This window comes from Dehalococcoidia bacterium (genome assembly GCA_022451965.1).
In the GTDB taxonomy this organism is placed as follows: Bacteria; Chloroflexota; Dehalococcoidia; order Lucifugimonadales; family Lucifugimonadaceae; genus TMED-70.
The window spans coordinates 21,085-40,699 of record JAKUNJ010000008.1; the positions used below are offsets into that span (position 1 = coordinate 21,085).

General features: G+C 29.6%; 19 protein-coding genes. 14 read left to right on the forward strand and 5 right to left on the reverse strand.

The window, feature by feature from the left end:
* Nucleotides 1-11: 11 nt before the first annotated feature.
* Both MK083_05465 and MK083_05470 read left to right on the forward strand, forming a co-directional pair.
* Nucleotides 12-647, forward strand: a complete 636-nt coding sequence (locus MK083_05465) for a hypothetical protein (protein MCH2673903.1) — start codon at nt 12-14, stop codon at nt 645-647.
* A complete protein-coding gene (locus MK083_05470; protein MCH2673904.1) occupies nt 644-2,104 on the forward strand; it encodes an MFS transporter in 1,461 nt (486 codons plus the stop codon). The genes MK083_05465 and MK083_05470 overlap by 4 nt, the downstream gene beginning before the upstream one ends.
* Here MK083_05470 and acpS read toward each other — a convergent pair.
* Nucleotides 2,074-2,433, reverse strand: coding sequence for a holo-ACP synthase (acpS, locus tag MK083_05475; GenBank protein ID MCH2673905.1), 360 nt, complete (start codon nt 2,431-2,433; stop codon nt 2,074-2,076). The two genes, MK083_05470 and acpS, sit on opposite strands and share 31 nt — an antisense overlap.
* Before the next feature lie 75 nt (nt 2,434-2,508).
* On the opposite strand from acpS, the gene MK083_05480 reads away from it, so the two are divergent.
* The 9 genes from MK083_05480 to MK083_05520 are packed head-to-tail and all read left to right on the forward strand — an operon-like array spanning nt 2,509 to nt 10,326.
* Complete coding sequence (locus MK083_05480; protein ID MCH2673906.1) at nt 2,509-3,384, forward strand: bifunctional 5,10-methylenetetrahydrofolate dehydrogenase/5,10-methenyltetrahydrofolate cyclohydrolase; 876 nt, start codon at nt 2,509-2,511, stop codon at nt 3,382-3,384.
* Nucleotides 3,385-3,440: 56 nt separating this feature from the next.
* The gene (gene pdhA, locus MK083_05485) at nt 3,441-4,454 is read left to right on the forward strand and encodes a pyruvate dehydrogenase (acetyl-transferring) E1 component subunit alpha (protein MCH2673907.1); all 1,014 of its coding nucleotides are present in this window, start codon (nt 3,441-3,443) and stop codon (nt 4,452-4,454) included.
* 24 nt (nt 4,455-4,478) lie between these two features.
* Entirely contained in the window at nt 4,479-5,459 is a 981-nt protein-coding gene (locus MK083_05490) for an alpha-ketoacid dehydrogenase subunit beta (GenBank protein MCH2673908.1), read from the forward strand.
* A 19-nt stretch (nt 5,460-5,478) separates the two neighbouring features.
* Nucleotides 5,479-6,768, forward strand: a complete 1,290-nt coding sequence (locus MK083_05495; protein MCH2673909.1) for a 2-oxo acid dehydrogenase subunit E2 — start codon at nt 5,479-5,481, stop codon at nt 6,766-6,768.
* Nucleotides 6,765-7,430 (forward strand): FAD-dependent thymidylate synthase, encoded by a 666-nt coding sequence (gene thyX, locus MK083_05500; protein MCH2673910.1) that lies wholly within the window; start codon nt 6,765-6,767, stop codon nt 7,428-7,430. Before MK083_05495 ends, thyX begins: the two co-directional genes overlap by 4 nt.
* A 25-nt stretch (nt 7,431-7,455) precedes the next feature.
* Nucleotides 7,456-8,232, forward strand: a complete 777-nt coding sequence (locus tag MK083_05505; GenBank protein MCH2673911.1) for a type III pantothenate kinase — start codon at nt 7,456-7,458, stop codon at nt 8,230-8,232.
* Nucleotides 8,213-9,400, forward strand: a complete 1,188-nt coding sequence (gene coaBC / locus MK083_05510) for a bifunctional phosphopantothenoylcysteine decarboxylase/phosphopantothenate--cysteine ligase CoaBC (protein MCH2673912.1) — start codon at nt 8,213-8,215, stop codon at nt 9,398-9,400. Before MK083_05505 ends, coaBC begins: the two co-directional genes overlap by 20 nt.
* Nucleotides 9,401-9,410: 10 nt before the next feature.
* The gene (locus tag MK083_05515; GenBank protein MCH2673913.1) at nt 9,411-9,665 is read left to right on the forward strand and encodes a hypothetical protein; all 255 of its coding nucleotides are present in this window, start codon (nt 9,411-9,413) and stop codon (nt 9,663-9,665) included.
* Nucleotides 9,666-9,672: 7 nt separating this feature from the next.
* Nucleotides 9,673-10,326, forward strand: coding sequence for an RraA family protein (locus tag MK083_05520; GenBank protein MCH2673914.1), 654 nt, complete (start codon nt 9,673-9,675; stop codon nt 10,324-10,326).
* 13 nt (nt 10,327-10,339) lie between these two features.
* On the opposite strand, the gene valS is transcribed toward MK083_05520, so the two are convergent.
* From valS to MK083_05540, 4 genes are read right to left on the reverse strand one after another with little or no spacing between them, the layout of a single operon-like run.
* Nucleotides 10,340-12,967: a valine--tRNA ligase gene (valS, locus tag MK083_05525; protein MCH2673915.1), complete on the reverse strand. Its 2,628-nt coding sequence runs from the start codon at nt 12,965-12,967 to the stop codon at nt 10,340-10,342.
* Nucleotides 12,968-13,014: 47 nt separating this feature from the next.
* On the reverse strand, nt 13,015-13,728 hold the full coding sequence (locus MK083_05530; protein ID MCH2673916.1) for a hypothetical protein: 714 nt from the start codon (nt 13,726-13,728) through the stop codon (nt 13,015-13,017).
* A gap of 7 nt (nt 13,729-13,735) precedes the next feature.
* Nucleotides 13,736-16,321 carry a preprotein translocase subunit SecA gene (gene secA, locus MK083_05535; protein MCH2673917.1) on the reverse strand — a complete coding sequence of 862 codons (2,586 nt, stop codon included), beginning with the start codon at nt 16,319-16,321 and terminating at the stop codon, nt 13,736-13,738.
* 4 nt (nt 16,322-16,325) lie between these two features.
* Nucleotides 16,326-17,273 (reverse strand): ribose-phosphate pyrophosphokinase, encoded by a 948-nt coding sequence (locus tag MK083_05540; GenBank protein ID MCH2673918.1) that lies wholly within the window; start codon nt 17,271-17,273, stop codon nt 16,326-16,328.
* Between the two features lie 145 nt (nt 17,274-17,418).
* On the opposite strand from MK083_05540, the gene ispH reads away from it, so the two are divergent.
* The 3 genes from ispH to MK083_05555 are packed head-to-tail and all read left to right on the forward strand — an operon-like array spanning nt 17,419 to nt 19,590.
* The gene (gene ispH, locus MK083_05545; GenBank protein ID MCH2673919.1) at nt 17,419-18,339 is read left to right on the forward strand and encodes a 4-hydroxy-3-methylbut-2-enyl diphosphate reductase; all 921 of its coding nucleotides are present in this window, start codon (nt 17,419-17,421) and stop codon (nt 18,337-18,339) included.
* Complete coding sequence (locus MK083_05550; GenBank protein MCH2673920.1) at nt 18,336-18,884, forward strand: DUF192 domain-containing protein; 549 nt, start codon at nt 18,336-18,338, stop codon at nt 18,882-18,884. The genes ispH and MK083_05550 overlap by 4 nt, the downstream gene beginning before the upstream one ends.
* Before the next feature lie 31 nt (nt 18,885-18,915).
* The gene (locus tag MK083_05555) at nt 18,916-19,590 is read left to right on the forward strand and encodes a 2,3-bisphosphoglycerate-dependent phosphoglycerate mutase (GenBank protein ID MCH2673921.1); all 675 of its coding nucleotides are present in this window, start codon (nt 18,916-18,918) and stop codon (nt 19,588-19,590) included.
* Nucleotides 19,591-19,615: the final 25 nt, after the last annotated feature.

Genomic DNA, 19,615 nt, shown 5'->3' on the forward strand with positions numbered 1-19,615 from the left:
TAATGTTACTAATGTTAATAGTTTCTTGTTCAAAAAATGTTTCAATCGAATCTTTAAGTTCTGAAGAAATAATATCTTTATCACAAAGTAAAATAGTAAATTCTAAATCTTTTTCTTTTGATTTAAAACATAAAAATGGATCAACTGAATTACCTGGAAATTATAATATTTCTAGAGCAAATGGTGATATTCAGAAACCAAAAAATATCATGATAGATGCAGAAATAATCTCTAATAATTTCCTTATAAAACTATCATATTTATCTCTAAACGATCAGTATTGGATTACTAATCCAATATCTTTTGATTGGATGAAAACTCCAGAGGAAGATAATCCATTTAGAAATATTGATCCTATAAATATTTTGGGAGATATTTATTCAGAAATAGAATCGATTAGGTTGGTTGAATACAAAAATAAAGAGTATCTATTGAGGGCAAATATTAATTCAAATAATCTAACTTCTTTAGTCGGAGATATAATAATTCCTGATAAAAATGTGGATATTGAATTGTTTATAAATGATGAAGGATTTGTAAGAAAAATTTTAATTTTTGGAGAAGTCCAACCCAATGACTTAAGTAATACCATAAGAGAAATTTCATTTTCTAACTGGAATGTTGAAATAGAATGGGATGAGCCTTGATTCTAGATAAAAAAATATTCTATATTTCTATTCTTTGCTTAGCAGTTTTTATAGCAGCTGATGATCAAACTGTAATTGTCACACTATTACCCAGTATGGTGTTAGATTTACGAATATCTATAGGTGAACTAAATAAAATTTCATGGACTATAACTTCCTACCTTCTAGGTTTTACTATAATTATGCCAATTGCAGGCAAGATATGTGATAAGTTTGGCTACAGATCTACCTTAATATTTTCTCTAATCATTTTTTCATTAGGTTCTTTACTAATTGGAATCACAAACTCAATACCTGAAAATTCTTATTTCCCTTCAAAATTAATGTGGATGATTATATTTAGATTTTTACAAGCTATGGGTGGAGGTGCCATAATACCAATTTGCATAGTAGGAGTGTCTTTAATTTTAGAAAAAAAATATTGGATATATGGATTTGGTTTAATTGGAGCTTCTGCAGAGTTAGGTGGAGTAATTGGGCCTCTGTGGGGGAGCCTAATTATAGAATATTTTAATTGGGAAACCGCATTTTTAATTAACATACCTATATCAATTTTGATAATATTTCTTATGTATTTTTTACCTAAAAGTAGTATTTCTCAAATCAAAATAAAAATTTTTGACATAATGATTTTTTCTGTAATTATAATTCTTTCTACTTATTTAATATCTGAGTATAATGGAATTGATTTTTCTGCTTTAATAATAATTTCAACTCTATTAGTTTTGTCATCATTATTTGTAATAAGAATTTTGAAAAAACATCAGAACTTTTTACCCAATGAACTCCTGAATAATAAATCATTTATGACATCGTCATTTATTCATTTTTTTGTAGGAGCTAGCTTAATTGTTATTATGGTAACTATTCCACTTTCAGCATCTACTATTCATCAAATGGAAAATTTAGAAATAGGATTGTCTTTATTAAATCTAACTTTATTTATAGGAGTTGGTTCAATTTTAGGAATATTTATATCAAAATTAAGTAATTTTATGGCATTAATGATTGCAGGATTTATATGCTCTATAGGAATTTTTCTTTACTCACTAAATATATCTGAGCCACCAGATGAATTGTTTTTTATTTTCATGATAATTGGATTAGGATTTGGAATTTATATAGTCCCAATTCATAATGCTGGACTTAAAAAAATACCTGAAAAAATCAGAGGTATTTCGTCATCAATGATTTCTTTTTCTAGAATGATTGGAATGATTTTTGGATTATCTATAATGACAACTTTTGGTACTGCAAAATTTTCTGAATTAGTTTCTGGCACACAAATATTTACTTCAAATGTCAATGATCAGCAAGAAATGATCGAATCTATAAATTTAGCAGGTTTATCTGTTTTTGAGGAATTAATTTTAGGTGCCTTAATATTTTCATTTATAGCACTTTTCATAGCAGTTTTATCATATTTTTATACTGAAACAACAGATGCAACTGCGTAATTTCTTGAATGACTAATAGATAATGCAATTTCTTTTATGCCAAGTTCATTTGCTTTCTTTTTTGCATTTCCATGAAGAATTACTTTTGGAGCTTTTCCTCTAGCTCTATATACTTCTATCGACTTCCATGGTACTCCCCTAATTCCGGTGCCTAATAATTTCATAACGGCTTCTTTTGTTGCAAATCTAGCAGAAATTTGAGGGAAACGACCTCTACAGTATTCAATTTCTTGTTTGGTAAAAATTTTATTCATAAATCTTTCCGGATATCTTTCACAGACTTCTTTTATTCTATAAATTTCTATAATATCTATACCTGTAAGGAGCATTTTTTAAATTTCAATAATATATATATTTAGTATAAGGTTATTTTTTTTTTTTGAAAGGAAAAAACAATTTCAAATTTGATTGACGGAAAAAAAATTAGTACTTCAATTCAAGATTCGCTTAGAAAAGATATATCAGAACTAATAATCAAATATAAAAAAGTCCCAAAACTAGTAGTAATTCTAATTGGCAAGAATCCTGCTTCAATATCTTATGTAAAAGCAAAAGAAAGAGCTTGTAAAAAAGTAGGAATATTTTGTCATGTGGAAAGATTAGAGGAAAATATTTTAGAAAGTGAATTAATTAACTTTATTAATAAAATCAACTTAGATACTGAAACTCATGGAATAATAGTTCAACTCCCTTTACCAAAAAGTTTAAATGATGAAAAAATAATTCAGTCTATTTCTCCAAGTAAGGATGTAGATGGATTAACTAATGAAAACTTGGGTTTACTAGCTTCTGGTAATCCCAGGTTTGTTCCAGCAACACCATTAGGCATTCAGATATTACTTCATGAAATAAATGCAAAAACTGAAGGATCTAATATAGTTATAATTGGTAGAAGTAAATTAGTTGGCATACCATTAGCTTTACTTTTGTCATCTAAATCTGAATTAGGCAATGCCACAGTCACAGTTTGTCATAGTAGATCAAAAAATATAAGAATGCATACTATCAAGGCGGACATAGTTATAGTTGCAACAGGATTTCCTAACACATTAACAGCTGATATGGTAAAAAAAGGATCAATCATAATTGATGTGGGGGTAAATAGAATAGAAGATAAAACAAAAAAAAATGGATATAAATTAATAGGAGATATTAAATTTGATGAATTAAAAGATTTAGCTTATAAAATAACACCTGTACCAGGTGGAGTGGGTCCAATGACAATATCTATGATACTAAGAAATGTAACTAAAGCATTTTCACTTAAAATGAAAAAATAATGTAAATGTTTACTTAAAAGCTAGATGTAATATAAAACTTCATTTAAAATTTGCTTATGGCGACATTAAAACGAGAAAATAATAAAAAAACTTTAAGAACTTCTAAAATTTCATTAGAAAAGAGAGAAATGCTAGAGCTTTATAAGAAGATGTTTCTTATTAGGCAATTCGAATTAGCATGTGGTGAAAATTACACTAAAGGCAACATAAGAGGTTTTCTTCATTTATACATAGGTCAGGAAGCCACAGCTGTAGGATCAATTTCTAATTTAATAGATGAAGACTATATTGTTACCCATTATCGTGATCACGGCCATGCAATTGCTAGAGGATTAGATATTAATAGATCTATGGCTGAACTATTTGGAAAGAGTACAGGATTATCTAAAGGAAAAGGTGGCTCAATGCATCTTTTTGATTCTGGCAAGAAATTTATGGGAGGACATGCAATTGTAGGGGGTCAATTCCCTCTTGCCACAGGGCTAGCCTTAGCATGTCAATATAAAAAAACTGGCGGACTAGTAGTTTGCTTTTTCGGAGATGGTTCTACAAACCAAGGAACTTATCATGAAACCCTAAATTTAGCTTCTGTTTGGAAGCTACCTATACTTTTCATACTTGAAAATAATAAGTATGGAATGGGTTCATCTATAGATAGAGTAAGAGCCGGTGGAGAAGATTTTTATACAGCTGCAAGCACTTATGATATTCCTGCAGCACAAGTCAATGGTATGGATGTATTAGCGGTCAAAGAGGCTACAAAAATTGCAATTGAAAAGGTTCGTCATAATGGCGGACCTTTTTATTTAGAATGTAAAACTTTTAGATTTGTCGGGCATTCTCTTGCCGATGGTCAAAAATATAGAAAGACAGATGAAATAAAAGAATGGGAAAAACAAGATCCAATAGTCAGGTTTCCTGAATGGCTTCTATCTGCAGGTATTGCCACAAAAAAAGATTTAGATAAGATACATAATGAAGTAAATATCACCGTAAAAGAATCTGTTGAATTTGCAGATTCAAGTTCAGAACCTAAAAATTCTGAAGTTTATAATGATATATATAAATAGAACTAAAATGAAGAGTTAAATATTATGCCTGAATTAGTAATGAGAGAAGCTATAAAGAAAGGACTTGAAGAAGCTCTTCAAAATGATCCAAATGTTCTTATCATGGGTGAAGATATTGGTGCTTATGGTGGTGCTTATGCCGTGACTGATGGTTTCCTTGATAAATTTGGTCCTGAAAGAATAAAAGATACTCCTATTTCTGAGGCAACATTCATAGGAACGGGGATAGGAGCAGCTAGTGCTGGTCTTAGACCAATTATTGAACTCATGTCAATAAGTTTCTCACTTGTAGGTTTTGACCAAATTGTAAATATGGCTGCTAACATTAGGTATATGTCGGGAGGACAAATTAATGTACCTATGGTTATAAGAGCACCTACAGGGGCAGGTGTTCAGCTTGCAGCAACACATTCTCAAAGTTTTGAAACTTGGCTTGCTGAAGTTCCTGGTCTATATTGTGTTTGCCCTTCAAATCCACGAGATGCGTTAGGTTTATTAAGATCTTCAATAAAAAATAATAATCCAGTGATATTTGCAGAACCTGCATTGCTATATGGAGTCAAAGGAGAAGTTCCAGACGAATACTATGAAATACCTTTGGGATCTGCAGACATAACAAAAAAAGGAGAAGATCTTACATTATTATCTTACGGAGCTGGCATTAGAATTATTAATGAAGTATCTGATATTCTAGAAAAAAAAGGAATAAATGCTGAAATAATTGACCTTAGATCTTTAAATCCTATTGATTATGCCACAATTGGAGAGTCTATAAAGAAAACCAATAAAATGCTTGCTCTAGATACTTCAAGAAGAAATGGTGGAATTATGGCTGAAATTGTTGCAGATGTCCAAGAAAACTTCAATGATTGGCTTGATTCTCCTATAATTAGAGTAGGAGCAAAAGATGTGCCGTGGCCTTATAATAAAAATCTTGAGAGCAATGCATATCCAGATTCTAGTGAAATTGTTGAAGATATTCTAAGTAAGATGATAAATAAATAGCAGTTATTAGGAGTTTGTTTTGGCTAATGAAATAACAATGCCCTCAATGGGAGCTGATATGACAGAAGGAACCATAGTCAAATGGTTAAAAAATGAAGGAGATAAAGTATCTAAGGGTGATAAATTAGCAGAAATTGAAACCGATAAAACTGTAGTTGAAATGGAAGCTTACGATGAAGGATTTCTTAGAAAAATAACTTCAATTGAAGGATCAGTTGTCCAAGTAGGAAAAATTATTGGCTATATAGGAGATATGGATGAAGATATCCCTGAAAAAGCAGAAGAATCTAAAGAGACAGTTATTACTGAAGAAACTTCAAATAAAATAGCAGATTCTACCTCAATTAAAGAGACTAATTCTAGTGACTCAGGTGAAGAAGTTCATAATTCCACCAAAGATTTACAAAAAGTAGATATAACTTTAAGTTCTGATTCAATAAGAATAAAAGCTTCTCCCATGGCAAAGAGATTAGCTAATGAAAAAAATATTAATTTAGCAGACATTAAAGGGTCAGGACCTGATGGAAGGATTACAAAAGATGACGTTGAGAAACACGTTCCTGGGCCTTCATTAGTTTCATCCAATCAATTGGGTAATAGTAAAAATATAAATCTAGATAGCTCTGATATTCAGCTAAACACTATGAGGCAAGCTATTTCTAGAGTTACAGTTAAATCAAAAACCGAAATACCTCATTTTCAAGTTACGGTAGAAGTTGATATGACTGAAGCAATGAAAATGCGCTCTGACATAAATGAAGATATTGAAAAGAATGGAATTAAAATATCAGTTAATGACCTAGTTTTGAAAGCAACTATAAACTCTTTGCTAAAATATCCAAAATGGAATACTTCATTTGATGGAGACAAACTAATTTCTTACTCAAGTATCAATCTTGGTATTGCGATTGCTCTTGAACAAGGTTTGATAGTACCAGCAATTCTAGATGCACAGAATTTAGATTTAATATCTCTTGCTTCTAAATCTAAAGATTTGGGAAATAGAGCGAGAGGAAATGGAGATCCTCTATCAAATCAAGAATTAACCTCTGGAACTTTTTCTACATCTAACTTAGGTATGTTTGGTACACATGCCTTCACTGCAATAATAGTTCCTCCTCAAAGTGGAATTATAGCCCTAGGTGAAGTAAAAAAAGAGGCAAAAGTCATAAATGATGACATTCAAATTAGGCAAATAATGTATGCCACTTTATCAGCAGATCATAGAGTTGGAGATGGAGCTGAAGGAGCTCTCTTAATGAAAGAATTTAAAGAACTCTTAGAAAAGCCTTCCAGGCTATTATTATGACACCAACGGTTAAATTAGTAAGTTATTCACAAGCCTCTAATGAATTTGAAAACTTAGGATTAACCGATGTTCAAGAATTAATAGCATTTTGTGCAAGAGTTTCAAATCCTTCTAATCAGCTAAATTCTGAAACAAGTGAAAAACTTATAAATTATCTTATAAAAAATTATCATTGGTCTCCCTTAGAGATGGTAAATGTATGTTTAGAAATTGAAACCACTAGAGATATTGCGAGACAGATATTAAGACATAGAAGTTTTAGTTTTCAAGAGTTCAGCCAAAGATATGCAAATCCAACAGAAGATCTAGATTTTGTAATAAGAGAAGCAAGATTACAAGATAATAAAAATAGACAAAATTCTATAGAAAATCAAAATTCAGAGCTAGAAAATGAATGGTCAAAAAAACAAAAAAAAGTTATAGAAAATGCAATTAAGACATATGAATGGGCTATAGAAAACGGTATCGCAAAAGAACAGGCAAGAGTAGTTCTTCCAGAAGGTAATACAGTTAGTAGATTATATATGAATGGTACCCTAAGGAGCTGGATACATTATATTGACTTAAGAGCTTCTCATGGAACACAAAAAGAACACATTGAAATAGCTAAAGCATGTGCTTTAGTAATTTCAAAAATTTTTCCAATGGCAGATAGTTTATAATTAAATTTTTGAAATTATAAATTATATGAATAATCTAATAACAATAGACATTGGTAATAGTAATGTAGATCTAGGTTTATTTGATAATAATAAATTAATTCATAGTGCTAAAATTTCTACTCAAGACAACAAATCAGAGTTTGAAATAGCAACATCAATAAAACAATTACTCAATATAACAGATAAAACTGCTCAGAATACTAAAACAATAATTAGTTCAGTTGTACCAAACAAAACTCAAATTGTATCAAAGGCGTCTGAAATTCTAACAAATAAAAAACCTCTAGTCTTGAGTCATGATAATAATTTACCAATTATAAATAAATATAATCCACCTGAAGACGTTGGTATAGATCGATTAGTAGATAGTATTGCAGCTGTAAAATTATATGGAAAGCCAAATATTATACTAGATATTGGTACTTGTTTAGTATTTAACGCAATTACTAAAAATAATGAGTATATTGGAGGTTCAATTCTTCCTGGCTTGAACATGGCATCAGAAAGCCTTGCAAATTCTACTGCGTTGTTAAGACCAGTGGAATTAAGAATTCCTGAAAATATAATTGGAAATAATACTACTGAATCAATTCAATCAGGAATAATTCTTGGATATGTAGAATTAATAAAAGGTGTATTCAATAAATATAAAAAAATAGTTTCTAAAGATCATGATATAAAGCTTATTATCACTGGCGGTGGTGGTGAATTAATAATACCAAAATTAGATTTTGAATATATCTATAACGAAAAATTATCATTTATTGGGTTAAAATACATATATGACTTACTTGAAAAATAAAAATATTGTTCTTTGTGTAACAGGATCTATTGCAGCATACAAGTCTGTTTTTCTTGCATCTGCATTAGTTAAGGAAGGTGTAAACCTAAGAGTAATTATGACAAAATCGGCAAAGGAGTTTGTAGGTGAATCATCATTCTCTGGGATAAGTCACAACCAAGTAATAACAGGTTATTACGAAGGAAAAACTGATCTGTCTATAGATCATGTGAGTATTGCAAAAGAAGCGGATCTGATTGTCGTAGCTCCAGCTAGCGCTAACTCTATTGCAAAAATTGCGCTTGGAATTTCTAATGAACCAATTGTAGGCACTATTTTGGCTTCAAATGCTCCAGTTATTATTGCCCCTGCTATGGATGGGAATATGTATAACTCTAAACAAGTTCAATCAAATATAAAAACATTGATAGAATTAAATATGAAAATTTCTGGACCAACAAAAGGAAGATTAGCATCAGGAATAAATGAATTCGGCAGAATGACTGAACCCGATATCCTTATAGAAGAAATCAAATCTATTTTAAAAAAAAAAAAAGACTTTAAAAACTTAAATGCAATAGTCACAGCTGGAGCAACAATTGAACCAATAGATCCTGTAAGATTTATATCAAACTGGTCTTCAGGTAAAATGGGTATTGCAATAGCAGAAGCATTAAGAGAAAGAGGAGCAAAAGTAACTTTTGTACATGGAAGAATTGATGATAATTCAATTAACGGTATAAAAAAAATCCCTATAAAAAGTGCGATAGATATGAGAGATCAAGTATTAAGAAATATTGATGATAATGACTTAATTATTATGTCAGCCGCGGTTTCTGATTACAGAGTAAAAGAATTTTCTAAACATAAAATAAAAAAAGAACTACTAAGCTCAATAAAATTAGAAAAAAATCCTGATATTTTATCCGAAATAGATAATAAAAAAATTATTAAGGTTGGCTTTGCAGCTGAATCAGAAAACTTGATAGAAAATGCTAAAAAAAAACTGCTATCAAAAGATTGTAATTTGATAGTTGCAAATGATATAACCTTAGAAGGAAGTGGTTTTGGTTCAAATAATAATAAAGCCACATTAGTTGATAAATATGGGTGTGAAGATTTACCACTTATGAAAAAATCAGAGTTAGCTCATAAAATTCTAGATAGAACAATACAATATATAGATTAGGAGATATAAATTGAGACTCTACTGGAGAACACGAAAAAATGGGTTGGATTTAGTTGTTGAAAATGATGATAAGGATATTTTCATAGTCGGAGGAGTTAGGGAAACTAAAAGAGGTATTGAAGCTCTTGCTAAAACAAATGGTTATGATCCATCTAGAGCAATAAAAGGTTTAGAATCAGTTGAACAAGGAAAAATATTTGTGGAAAACTTTCAGCCTTGGTTAGAATTTTTTCCAGGCGAAGATCTTAATATAGAATTAGAATAGGAATATTATGAACCTAAAAGAAATTATTAAAGGATTAATAGAATATGATTCTGCGACAGCTCAAAATGCTCTTATGACTATGGATGAATATGATAAAGAGCAAATTGATTATTCTAGCCCAGATCTAAAATCATATTACTTAGGATCTAAACCTGTAGTTGGTATAGCTGTTACATGCAAGGTTACACCTTTGTACGAACCCAAGAAAAAAATCGATTGGGACTATTATTATAATGAAATTGAATCTTCAGAATTACCAGTTATAGGCGTAATAGTAGATATTGAAAAAAATAAAGGCAGAGGGGCAGTTATGGGAGACGGTATGGCTCTAAAGCATAAAGCATTAGGTGCTGTAGGTGTAATAAATGGTGGATCAATAAGAGATCTTCCAGGGATTGCTGCAGCTGAAATGCCAGTTTGGGCTACAGGTAGAGTTCCTGGTCATGGGCCTTTTAACTTAATAGAAGCACAAACTAGAGTAGAAGTTGGAGACTTAATTATTAATCCAGGTGATCTTATAATTGGTGATAGTGATGGAATAACAAGAATTCCTATGCATTTAGCGGAAGAAACATTAATTCGCTGCAAGCAAGTCAGAGAATTTGAATCCAAAATATTTGATGAATTAAAAAAAAAGATTTCAAGTATAGAGGAAAAGTAGGCTATAGATCACTCTAAAATTCAGTTTCCTTAATTAGTATTTTAGTTATTATTTCTTCTTTAAGTGATGTTTCCTCGACAAAATCTTCACAACCAGAGGCATTACTGAAGTCTTCTATTATATTTTGAATAATATTAATATTATGTTTATTTGATTGAATCATTATTTGTTTTACTGGCTTACCCAAACCAACACCTTCAGATGTTTTTGTTTGTCTTACAGACCTAATCGCCTTAATTGCAACTTCTAGTGTGTCTTCGAATTTCGGTTTATTATAATTTTGAAATTCTTCCTTTGATGGCCATTTTGATTGATGAATTGATCTTATTCCATAATCATTCTTAAAACACCAAGACCATATTTCTTCTGTAATTGTAGGCAGGACAGGAGATAAAAGTCTTAGAAGAGTTGATAGACCTATTCTCAAACAAGTTACAGCTGATGCTTTGTCATTACCTTTAGAATTAAAAACTCGTTTCTTTACTAATTCTAAATAATTATCAGTATAGGTATTCCAAAAAAATTCTTCGGTAATTTGAAGAGCTTGGGCAAACTGAAATTTATCATAATTATCAGTTACATCTATGACCATTTTTTCTAAATCATTTATAAACGAAGCATCAATTTCATTTAATTTTTCAGTATGAAATGACTCATGCGATAAAACAAATTTTGCGGCATTATAAAGCTTAGTAACAAGTTTATTACCTACAACAAATACATTTTCATCATAAGTCGTATCGGTCCCTAATCTGGCAGAAGCAGCCCAATATCTTACTGCATCAGCTCCAAATTTCTCAATAGTTTCAATTGGAGTTATAACATTTCCTTTAGATTTACTCATTTTTTTTCTATCGGGATCAAGTATCCACCCAGAAATCACTACATTCTTCCAAGGTATTGAGTTACTATGAAGATAAGATTTTACAATTGTATAAAAAGCCCATGTTCTAATTATTTCATGACTTTGAGGCCGTATATCCATAGGAAAAATTGACTTCATTTCGTCTTTATCAGGCAAGCCCCATTTAGCGATTATTTGAGGAGTCATAGAAGAGGTAAACCAAGTATCAAAAACATCTTTCTCGCCAATAAATCCGTTAGGCTTTCCTCTATCTTTTTCTTGATAATTATCAGGGATATCTATCTCTGGATCAATTGGTAAATTAGAAATATTTGGTAGGATTACGTCATTATAGTCAACTTTACCTTTTTCATCTATCTTGTACCAAACAGGTATTGGAACCCCAAAAAATCTTTGTCTGCTTATACACCAATCTATTGCTAAATTTTGCGTCCAATTCTCAAATCTTTTGGACATATAATTAGGATGCCAATTAATATTTTTACCTATTTCTAAAAGATCATCTTTCTTATCAGTAATCTTAACAAACCATTGCCTTGAGGATATATACTCTATTGGAGAATCTCCCTTTTCGTAAAATCTTACAGGATGTAAAATTTTCTTTGGATCAGATACCAATGGGACTATATTATCTAAAGAATTTTGAGAATCTTTGAGCATTTCAATTATTAAGTTTTTAGACTGCTTTAGAGTCTTATTATAAAATTTATAAATATTTTTATTAGCTTTTTCAGCATTTACACTTATCCATTCATTTTTTTCTTTTTTATGGTCAAAATTTATTTCTAAAACTTTACCGTCAGATCCAAAAAGTTGTCTAAGAGGAAGTTTGTTTTCTCTCCACCAAACTACGTCCGTTTGATCTCCAAAAGTACAAACCATCAAAATACCAGTCCCCTTCTGCATATCAACAAGTTTGCTGGGGAAAATAGGTACTGGAGCAAAAAAAACAGGAGAAATAGCAGTTTTATTAAAAAGATGCTTATATCTTTCATCATCTGGGTGAGCTGTAATTCCTACGCAAGATGCTAGTAATTCAGGTCTCGTTGTAGAAATTATTAAATTTTCTTTAGAGTCTTGAATATTAAATCTTATATCATGATAAGCTCCATCAATATCTCTGTCCTCGATTTCAGCTTGAGCAACAGCAGTTTGAAAATCTATATCCCACATTGTAGGTGATTCATATTGATAAATATGTTTTTTTTCATAAAGGTCTAAAAAAGAACTTTGAGATATACTCCTTGATCTATTATCTATGGTTGTATATTCATCTTGCCAATCAATTGAATATCCCATTTTTCTAAATAAATCCTTAAAAACTAATTCATCTTGCCCTGTAACAATATGACACATTTCAATAAAATTTTGACGATTAATTTTTAGCAAAGAGCTTTCTTTTAATCCTAAGCGTTTCTTTTCATTTTCAACACTTAAATTTTTAATATATGGGATATTATTATCAATTCTAACTCCAAATATATTCTGAACTCTTCTTTCTGTAGGTAAACCATTATCATCCCAACCCATTGGATAAACAACATTAAATTTTTGCATCCGTTTATATCTAGCTATAATATCTTGATGAGTATATGAGAAAATATGACCTACATGTAGAGATCCAGAAACAGTTGGTGGAGGTGAATCAATAACAAAAGATTTATTTCTTGAGAGATTTTTTTCCCTAGAATATATTCGATTTTTTTCCCATTCATTTCTCCAAAAAGCTTCTTTTTCGAGATATTCAAATCTTTTAGGTAAATTTTTAGGATTTATATTTGTAAAATTTTTATTAATTTCTAACCTCCATAGATATAAAATTATTAATAAGCATAATCTATATTTTTTTTTCTACTAGATAAATTATTTTTTTTATTATTGATATTTATTCTTTTTGACTCAGAATCTAATAAATTGAATAAAAAAGAAGTACCTTTTTTTGTATCAGAGGCTAATTTTGAAGGTTCAGAAAAATCTACTCTTTTCTTGAAACACCAATATGTAAATCTTTCATCATCTAATTCAGAGTAATCATTAATATCTATCTTAAATTTTTCAGTAAATTCCATGAACAATTGATCATACGTAAAATTATAAATCTTCAAAAAAGCATCGTCTAACCTAAATCTTACAAAATTTCCATAAGAAGTTTGTCTCTTAGTTAGCTCTTCTTCTACGTTAGTGATTAAACATCTTTCAATAGTAACTCCATAAAAATAAGAAAGATGAGCAGAATATTTTTCATAACCTAACAATTTCTTAAACTCTGTCTCTGAGAAACCACCATATAAGTGAGGTTGAACAATCCAATCCAAAATTTTATCTTTTAGGAAATTATCAACTAGAAGGTTATCTAGAATAAGATTAGCTAATCTTTTCCAATTAAAAGCTTGATTAAATATTATAAAATCATATTTTTTATTTTTATGAATCTTCCAAGAATTAATTATTTTTAAGATATTTGACTTATAATTTTCTTCATTTATATCTGAAAATTCTTGAATTAATTTTTTTTCATAAGCATTAATTTCAGACATTAGATCTTTATCTTCTTTTCTTATTTGTTTTCTTATTCAATCTTTCAATTCTTCTTCTCTCTTTTCTAGAAAGATTATTAGTAGAACCTTGTTTTACACTATTTGAAGCAATTGTCATATTTTGTCTAGTTTGTTCAAAATCTTCCTTTTGAGTTTTATAATTATTATTTGATTTACTTTGAATTGTACTGACTCTCATAGAATCACTAACAATTTGAGATTTAATATTTTGAACTAAAAGAGAGAACATTTCAAATCCCATTTTTTTATATTGAATCAAGGGATTTCTTTGACCTATAGCCTCGAGTCCAATCGACTGTCTCATATTATCCATAATAGTTAGATGTTCAACCCATTTTGAGTCTATTGAATGAATAAAAATTGAACTATCTAGTCTCTTAGAAATCTCTTCAGTTAAGCTTTCTTTTCGCAATTTATAAATATTTTTAGCATCATTAAGTAGTAAATCTTTATTTATCTGTTCCAGATCTAAGTTACTCAAGTATTCATCAGGAAAAAGATTTCTTAAAAAAGAAATTTTATTAATATTATCTTGATCATCAAACTCATCATAATTAATAAAGAAAGAGTCTATTTCCTCTTCAAGATAGATATAAATTTCATTATCTAGATTTTCATTCATTAGACCTTTATCTCTTAATTTATAAATAACATCGCGTTGAGTATTCATTACATCATCATAGTCTACTAATGTTTTTCTAATTTCAAAATGATATGCTTCCACTTTTGATTGAGCCGATTCAATTGACCTAGAAATCATTTTATTTTCAACAGCCTCATTTTCGTCCCAATTGAAAGCAGACATTGCAGACTTTATTCTATCTCCACCAAATCTTTTTACTAGATTATCTTCCGTAGAAATATAAAATTGGGTTGTTCCAGGATCCCCTTGCCTCCCCGACCTACCTCTTAGCTGATTATCTATTCTTCTTGATTCATGCCTCTCTGTTCCAATAACATAAAGTCCACCATTATTAATTACTTTATCGTTATTGGATTCCCATTCAGCTTTATTTTTATAATTACTAGGATTTCCTCCAAGAATAATATCAGTTCCTCTTCCAGCCATATTTGTGGAAACAGTCACTGAAAATGGAGCACCTGCTTGAGAAATAATAGATGCTTCAGATTCATGTTGTTTTGCGTTAAGAATATTACACTTAATACCTTCAGATTTTAATAAATTTGACAGATATTCTGATTTTTCTATAGTTGTAGTTCCAACTAAAACTGGAGAGCCTTGATGATTTAAATCCTTAATTTTATTACTAACAGCTCTCCATTTTGCTTCCTCAGTCATATATATTTGATCCGGTAAATCATTTCTAAGTGAAGGTTTGTTTGTAGGAATTTCTAAAACTTCTAAATCATAAATTTTTTTTAATTCTTCTGCTTCAGTTGCAGCAGTACCTGTCATACCTGATAATTTTTTATATATTCTGAAGTAATTTTGAAGAGTTATAGTTGCATAAGTTACGGATTCTCTCTTAATAGATACTGATTCTTTAGCTTCTATTGCTTGATGTAAACCATCTGAATATCTTCTTCCTTCCATTAATCTCCCTGTAAATTCATCAACTATTATCACCTCAGAATCCCTAACTACATATTGCTGGTTTTTTATATAAAAACTTTCAGCTTTGATAGAATTTTCAAGTAAATGTGAAAAAATCTGATTTTCTTCAGAATATAAATTATCAATTGATAATTGTTTTTCTACCTTATCAATACCTTTTTCAGTAAGTGCTATTGATTGCCTTTTAGAATCAATTTGGTAATCTTCTTCAACTTTTAACTTAGAAGCAATATTAGAAAATCTTTTGTAATCTTGAGTTTTATCTGGTGCAGGACCTGAGATAATTAAAGGTGTTCTGGCCTCATCAATAAGTATATTATCAACTTCATCAACTATCGCAAAATTTAGATTGCCCTGAACTTTTTCATTTTTATTTTGAGCCATATTATCTCTTAGATAATCAAATCCAAACTCATTATTAGTCCCATAGATAATATCAGATTTATATACTTCAGATCTAGGAGTATCAATAAGGGTATATTCATCAGAATTTTCATTTTTTTCTAAGAGTAACGAACCATTATTTTGTATACAACCTACACTTAATCCTAAAAATTTATAAATTTTCCCCATCCATTCAGAATCTCTTTTGGCTAGATAATCGTTAACAGTTACGATATGGACTGGGTCTCCAGATAAAGTATTTAAGTAGGCAGCTAAAGTAGCTATAAGAGTTTTACCTTCACCTGTTCTCATTTCAGCTATTTTCCCTTGATGAAGACAAATACCTCCTATCATTTGAACATCAAAGTGTCTCATACCCAAAGATCTTTTTGATGCTTCTCTCACTAATGCAAAAGCTTCTTCTAGAACTGAATCTAATGAATTAAAACTTTTATATTTCTTCTTTAGTTTATTAGTTTGAGATCTCAAATCTTCATCACTAAGATTTATAAAGTTTTCTTCAAGTGAATTTATCTTATCAACTATTTTTTGTAGTTCTTTGATATCTTCATCATTAGAATTACCTATAATTTTTTTTAGAATATTTAACATTTAATCAAAGGAAAAGTGCGCCTACAGAATCACCTCTATTAGTTCTCTTTATGGCTTCACCAAATAATTCAGAGATTGACAAAATCTTAAGCTTTTTATTTGTGTAATTTATTGGGAGTGAATTTGTTACTACAACTTCTTTTATCTCTTTAGAATTTACTATTTTTTCTAAAGAATCTTGGGGGAAAACACCATGTGTAGCTGCTACATAAACATCCTTAACTCCATTTTTTCTTAATAGTTCTGACCCAGCTATCATTGTTCCACCAGTATTTATTTCATCATCAAAAAGTACAGCAGATTGGCCTTTTACATCTCCAATAATACTAAGAGATTCGACTGTATCCTTATTACCTACTCTTCTTTTCTCTATAATTGCCAAAGGAGCTCCTAATTTTGTAGCAAAATCTCTAGCTCTTTTTGTTCCTCCAATATCAGGAGAAACAACTACTAGGTCATCTAATTTTTTATCAATAAAATATCTTGCAAGGATAGGAAGAGCTGTTAATTCATCAACTGTAGCTGAGAAAAAACCTTGAACTTGTCCTGCATGTAAATCCATTAGCATTACTCTATCAGCTCCAGCAGTGGTTACTAAGTCTGCAATTAGCCTTCCAGTAATAGGAACTCTTGGTTGATCTTTCTTATCTGTTCTAGCATAAGAAAAATAAGGTATTACAGCCGTTATTCGACCTGCAGAAGCTCTCTTAGCAGCATCAATCATTATTAATAATTCCATTATATGGTCATTTACTGGGTAAGATGTAGGTTGAATTATAAAAACATCTCTCTCGCGAACATTCTCTAAAATTCTTACAAATGTATTATCATTAATAAACTTAAATACTTCAGATTTTGTGAGATCTTGACCTATATAAGTAGCTATATCTTTAGCTAGCTGATTATGAGCATTTCCACTAATTATTAATGGACCTTTTTGTAAATTTTTCATAAACTAAATTCTTTCTTATAAATAATTTATCAAAAATTAAAAATAATAATAATAACTTTTGAGAATATATAAAGAGTAAAAATTTCGAAAATTTTCTAATGAAATTATAAAAAAAGTTTATAATTTAAAATAAATAATTTTTTTTATGGAAATTTATCTAGCCAGCCCAAGAGGATTTTGCGCAGGAGTTGTACTTGCTATAGACTTAGTTGAAATAGCTATTGAGAAATATGGTGCACCAGTTTATGTTAAGCATCAAATAGTACATAATCCTGTTGTTGTTTCAGAAGTTGAAACAAAAGGTGCTATAACTGTAGAAAATGTATCAGAAATACCAAATGATTCAGTTGTAGTATTTTCAGCTCATGGTTCACCTCCATCTGACTATGAACTTGCAGCCAAAAAAAATCTGAAAGTTATAGATGCAACATGTCCCCTTGTAACTAAAGTGCATAATGAAGCAAAAAAATATTCAAGAGAAGGGAAAAAAATAATTCTGGTAGGTCATAAAGGGCACCAAGAAGTTATAGGAACTTCTGGTCAAGCTAAAATGGAAATTATTGACGACAGAGAAGAATTTAATCTTGATAACAAAAACTCTGTCAATGACAAAGATGTTATTGTGCTTTCACAAACAACGCTTTCTGTAAGAGATACCGAAAGTACAATTGATAAAATTAAGAATATTTATCCTAAAGCATCTATTAGAAACGATATTTGTTATGCGACTACAAATAGACAAGAAGTTACTGTAAAATTAGCAAAAAAAGTTGATCTGATTCTAGTTGTTGGAGCTTCAAATTCATCGAATTGTAATCGTCTAAGAGACGTTTCAATTCAATCTGGAACAAATGCATACCTAATAAATTCATTTAAGGAAATTGATAATAATTGGCTAAAAGGAATAAAAAAATTAGGTATTACATCAGGTGCCTCAACTCCAGATAAATTAGTTTATGAAATAGTAAAAGAATTAAATCCAAAAAAATTGCTAAGATTCCATGATATTGATGAAGAAATAAAATTTGAAATACCAAGAAAAGTAAAACAGTTACTTGATGAATGAAAAAAGTCAGTATAATCTTTATAATTTTTTCAATTTCAATAATAATTTCATGTAAGAATTATATCGAATATGCAGATTCAAATTTTTGTAAAAATAAAGAAATCACATACCCAAATATATCTTTGATTCTATTAAGTAATGAAAAAGAATATAACTTAAATCTTTTTTACGCCGATGAAAAAGAAGAGTACCTAAGTGGTTTGATGTGTATAAAAAAAATACCAGAAGATATTGATGGTATGTTATTTGAATATAAAACAGAGCAAAAATCAAGCTTCTGGATGTATGAAACTTATATTCCTCTAACTATTATTTACTTTGATAATAAAAAAGAGTCAATAGATCTTTTAGAAATGAATATATGTAGAAGAAATAATATTAAATCAGATTTAGAATATAGAAAAAAATGCTCTGATGAAGCTCAAAAATATTTACCTTCAAAAAGTTATACATTTGCATTAGAAATACCTAGTAATCACAAATATATTGAAGAAATAAAATCAAATTTAAAAGATCAAAAGCTTAAACTAATTATTAATAATTGATAAGATATCAATATCTAAGTAAGGACACAATTTGAGCTTCATTATTTTAGTTAGACATGGAAAAAGCCTTTGGAATGAAGAAAATAGATTTACAGGCTGGACAGATATAGATCTATCAGAAAATGGTATCCAAGAGGCTAAAGAAGCTGCAAAAAAAATAAAAAATAGAAATCTAAGAATACACTCTGCATATAGTTCAATTTTCTCAAGAGCATATAATACTGGAAAAATAATTCTGGAAAAACTAGGGCTAAATCAATTAGAAATAAAAAAAGACTGGCGAATAAACGAAAGACATTATGGTAATTTACAAGGATTAAATAAAAAAGACACTTCTGATATATATGGAAAAGATCAAGTTTCAAAATGGAGAAGAAATTATTCTACCAAACCACCTATTTTAGATAAAAATATTTACCTAAGAGATAAATCCTTACCAATATTTAGCGTAATACCAAAAGAAAAATTCCCAAGAAGTGAATCTCTAAAAGATACATTGTATAGAGTTCAAGAATTCTATAATGAAATTATTTACAAACAGCTACTCGAAGAAAAAAATATACTAATATCTGCTCATGGAAATAGTATCAGAGCAATGATTAAAATTTTTGAAAATATAGACGATAAGTCAATTGAGAAGGTAGAAGTTCCTACTGGAGACCCTATATTTTACGAATTTTCAGATGGAAATATAATGAAAAAATAGTTACACGCATTAGTGTACATGTATA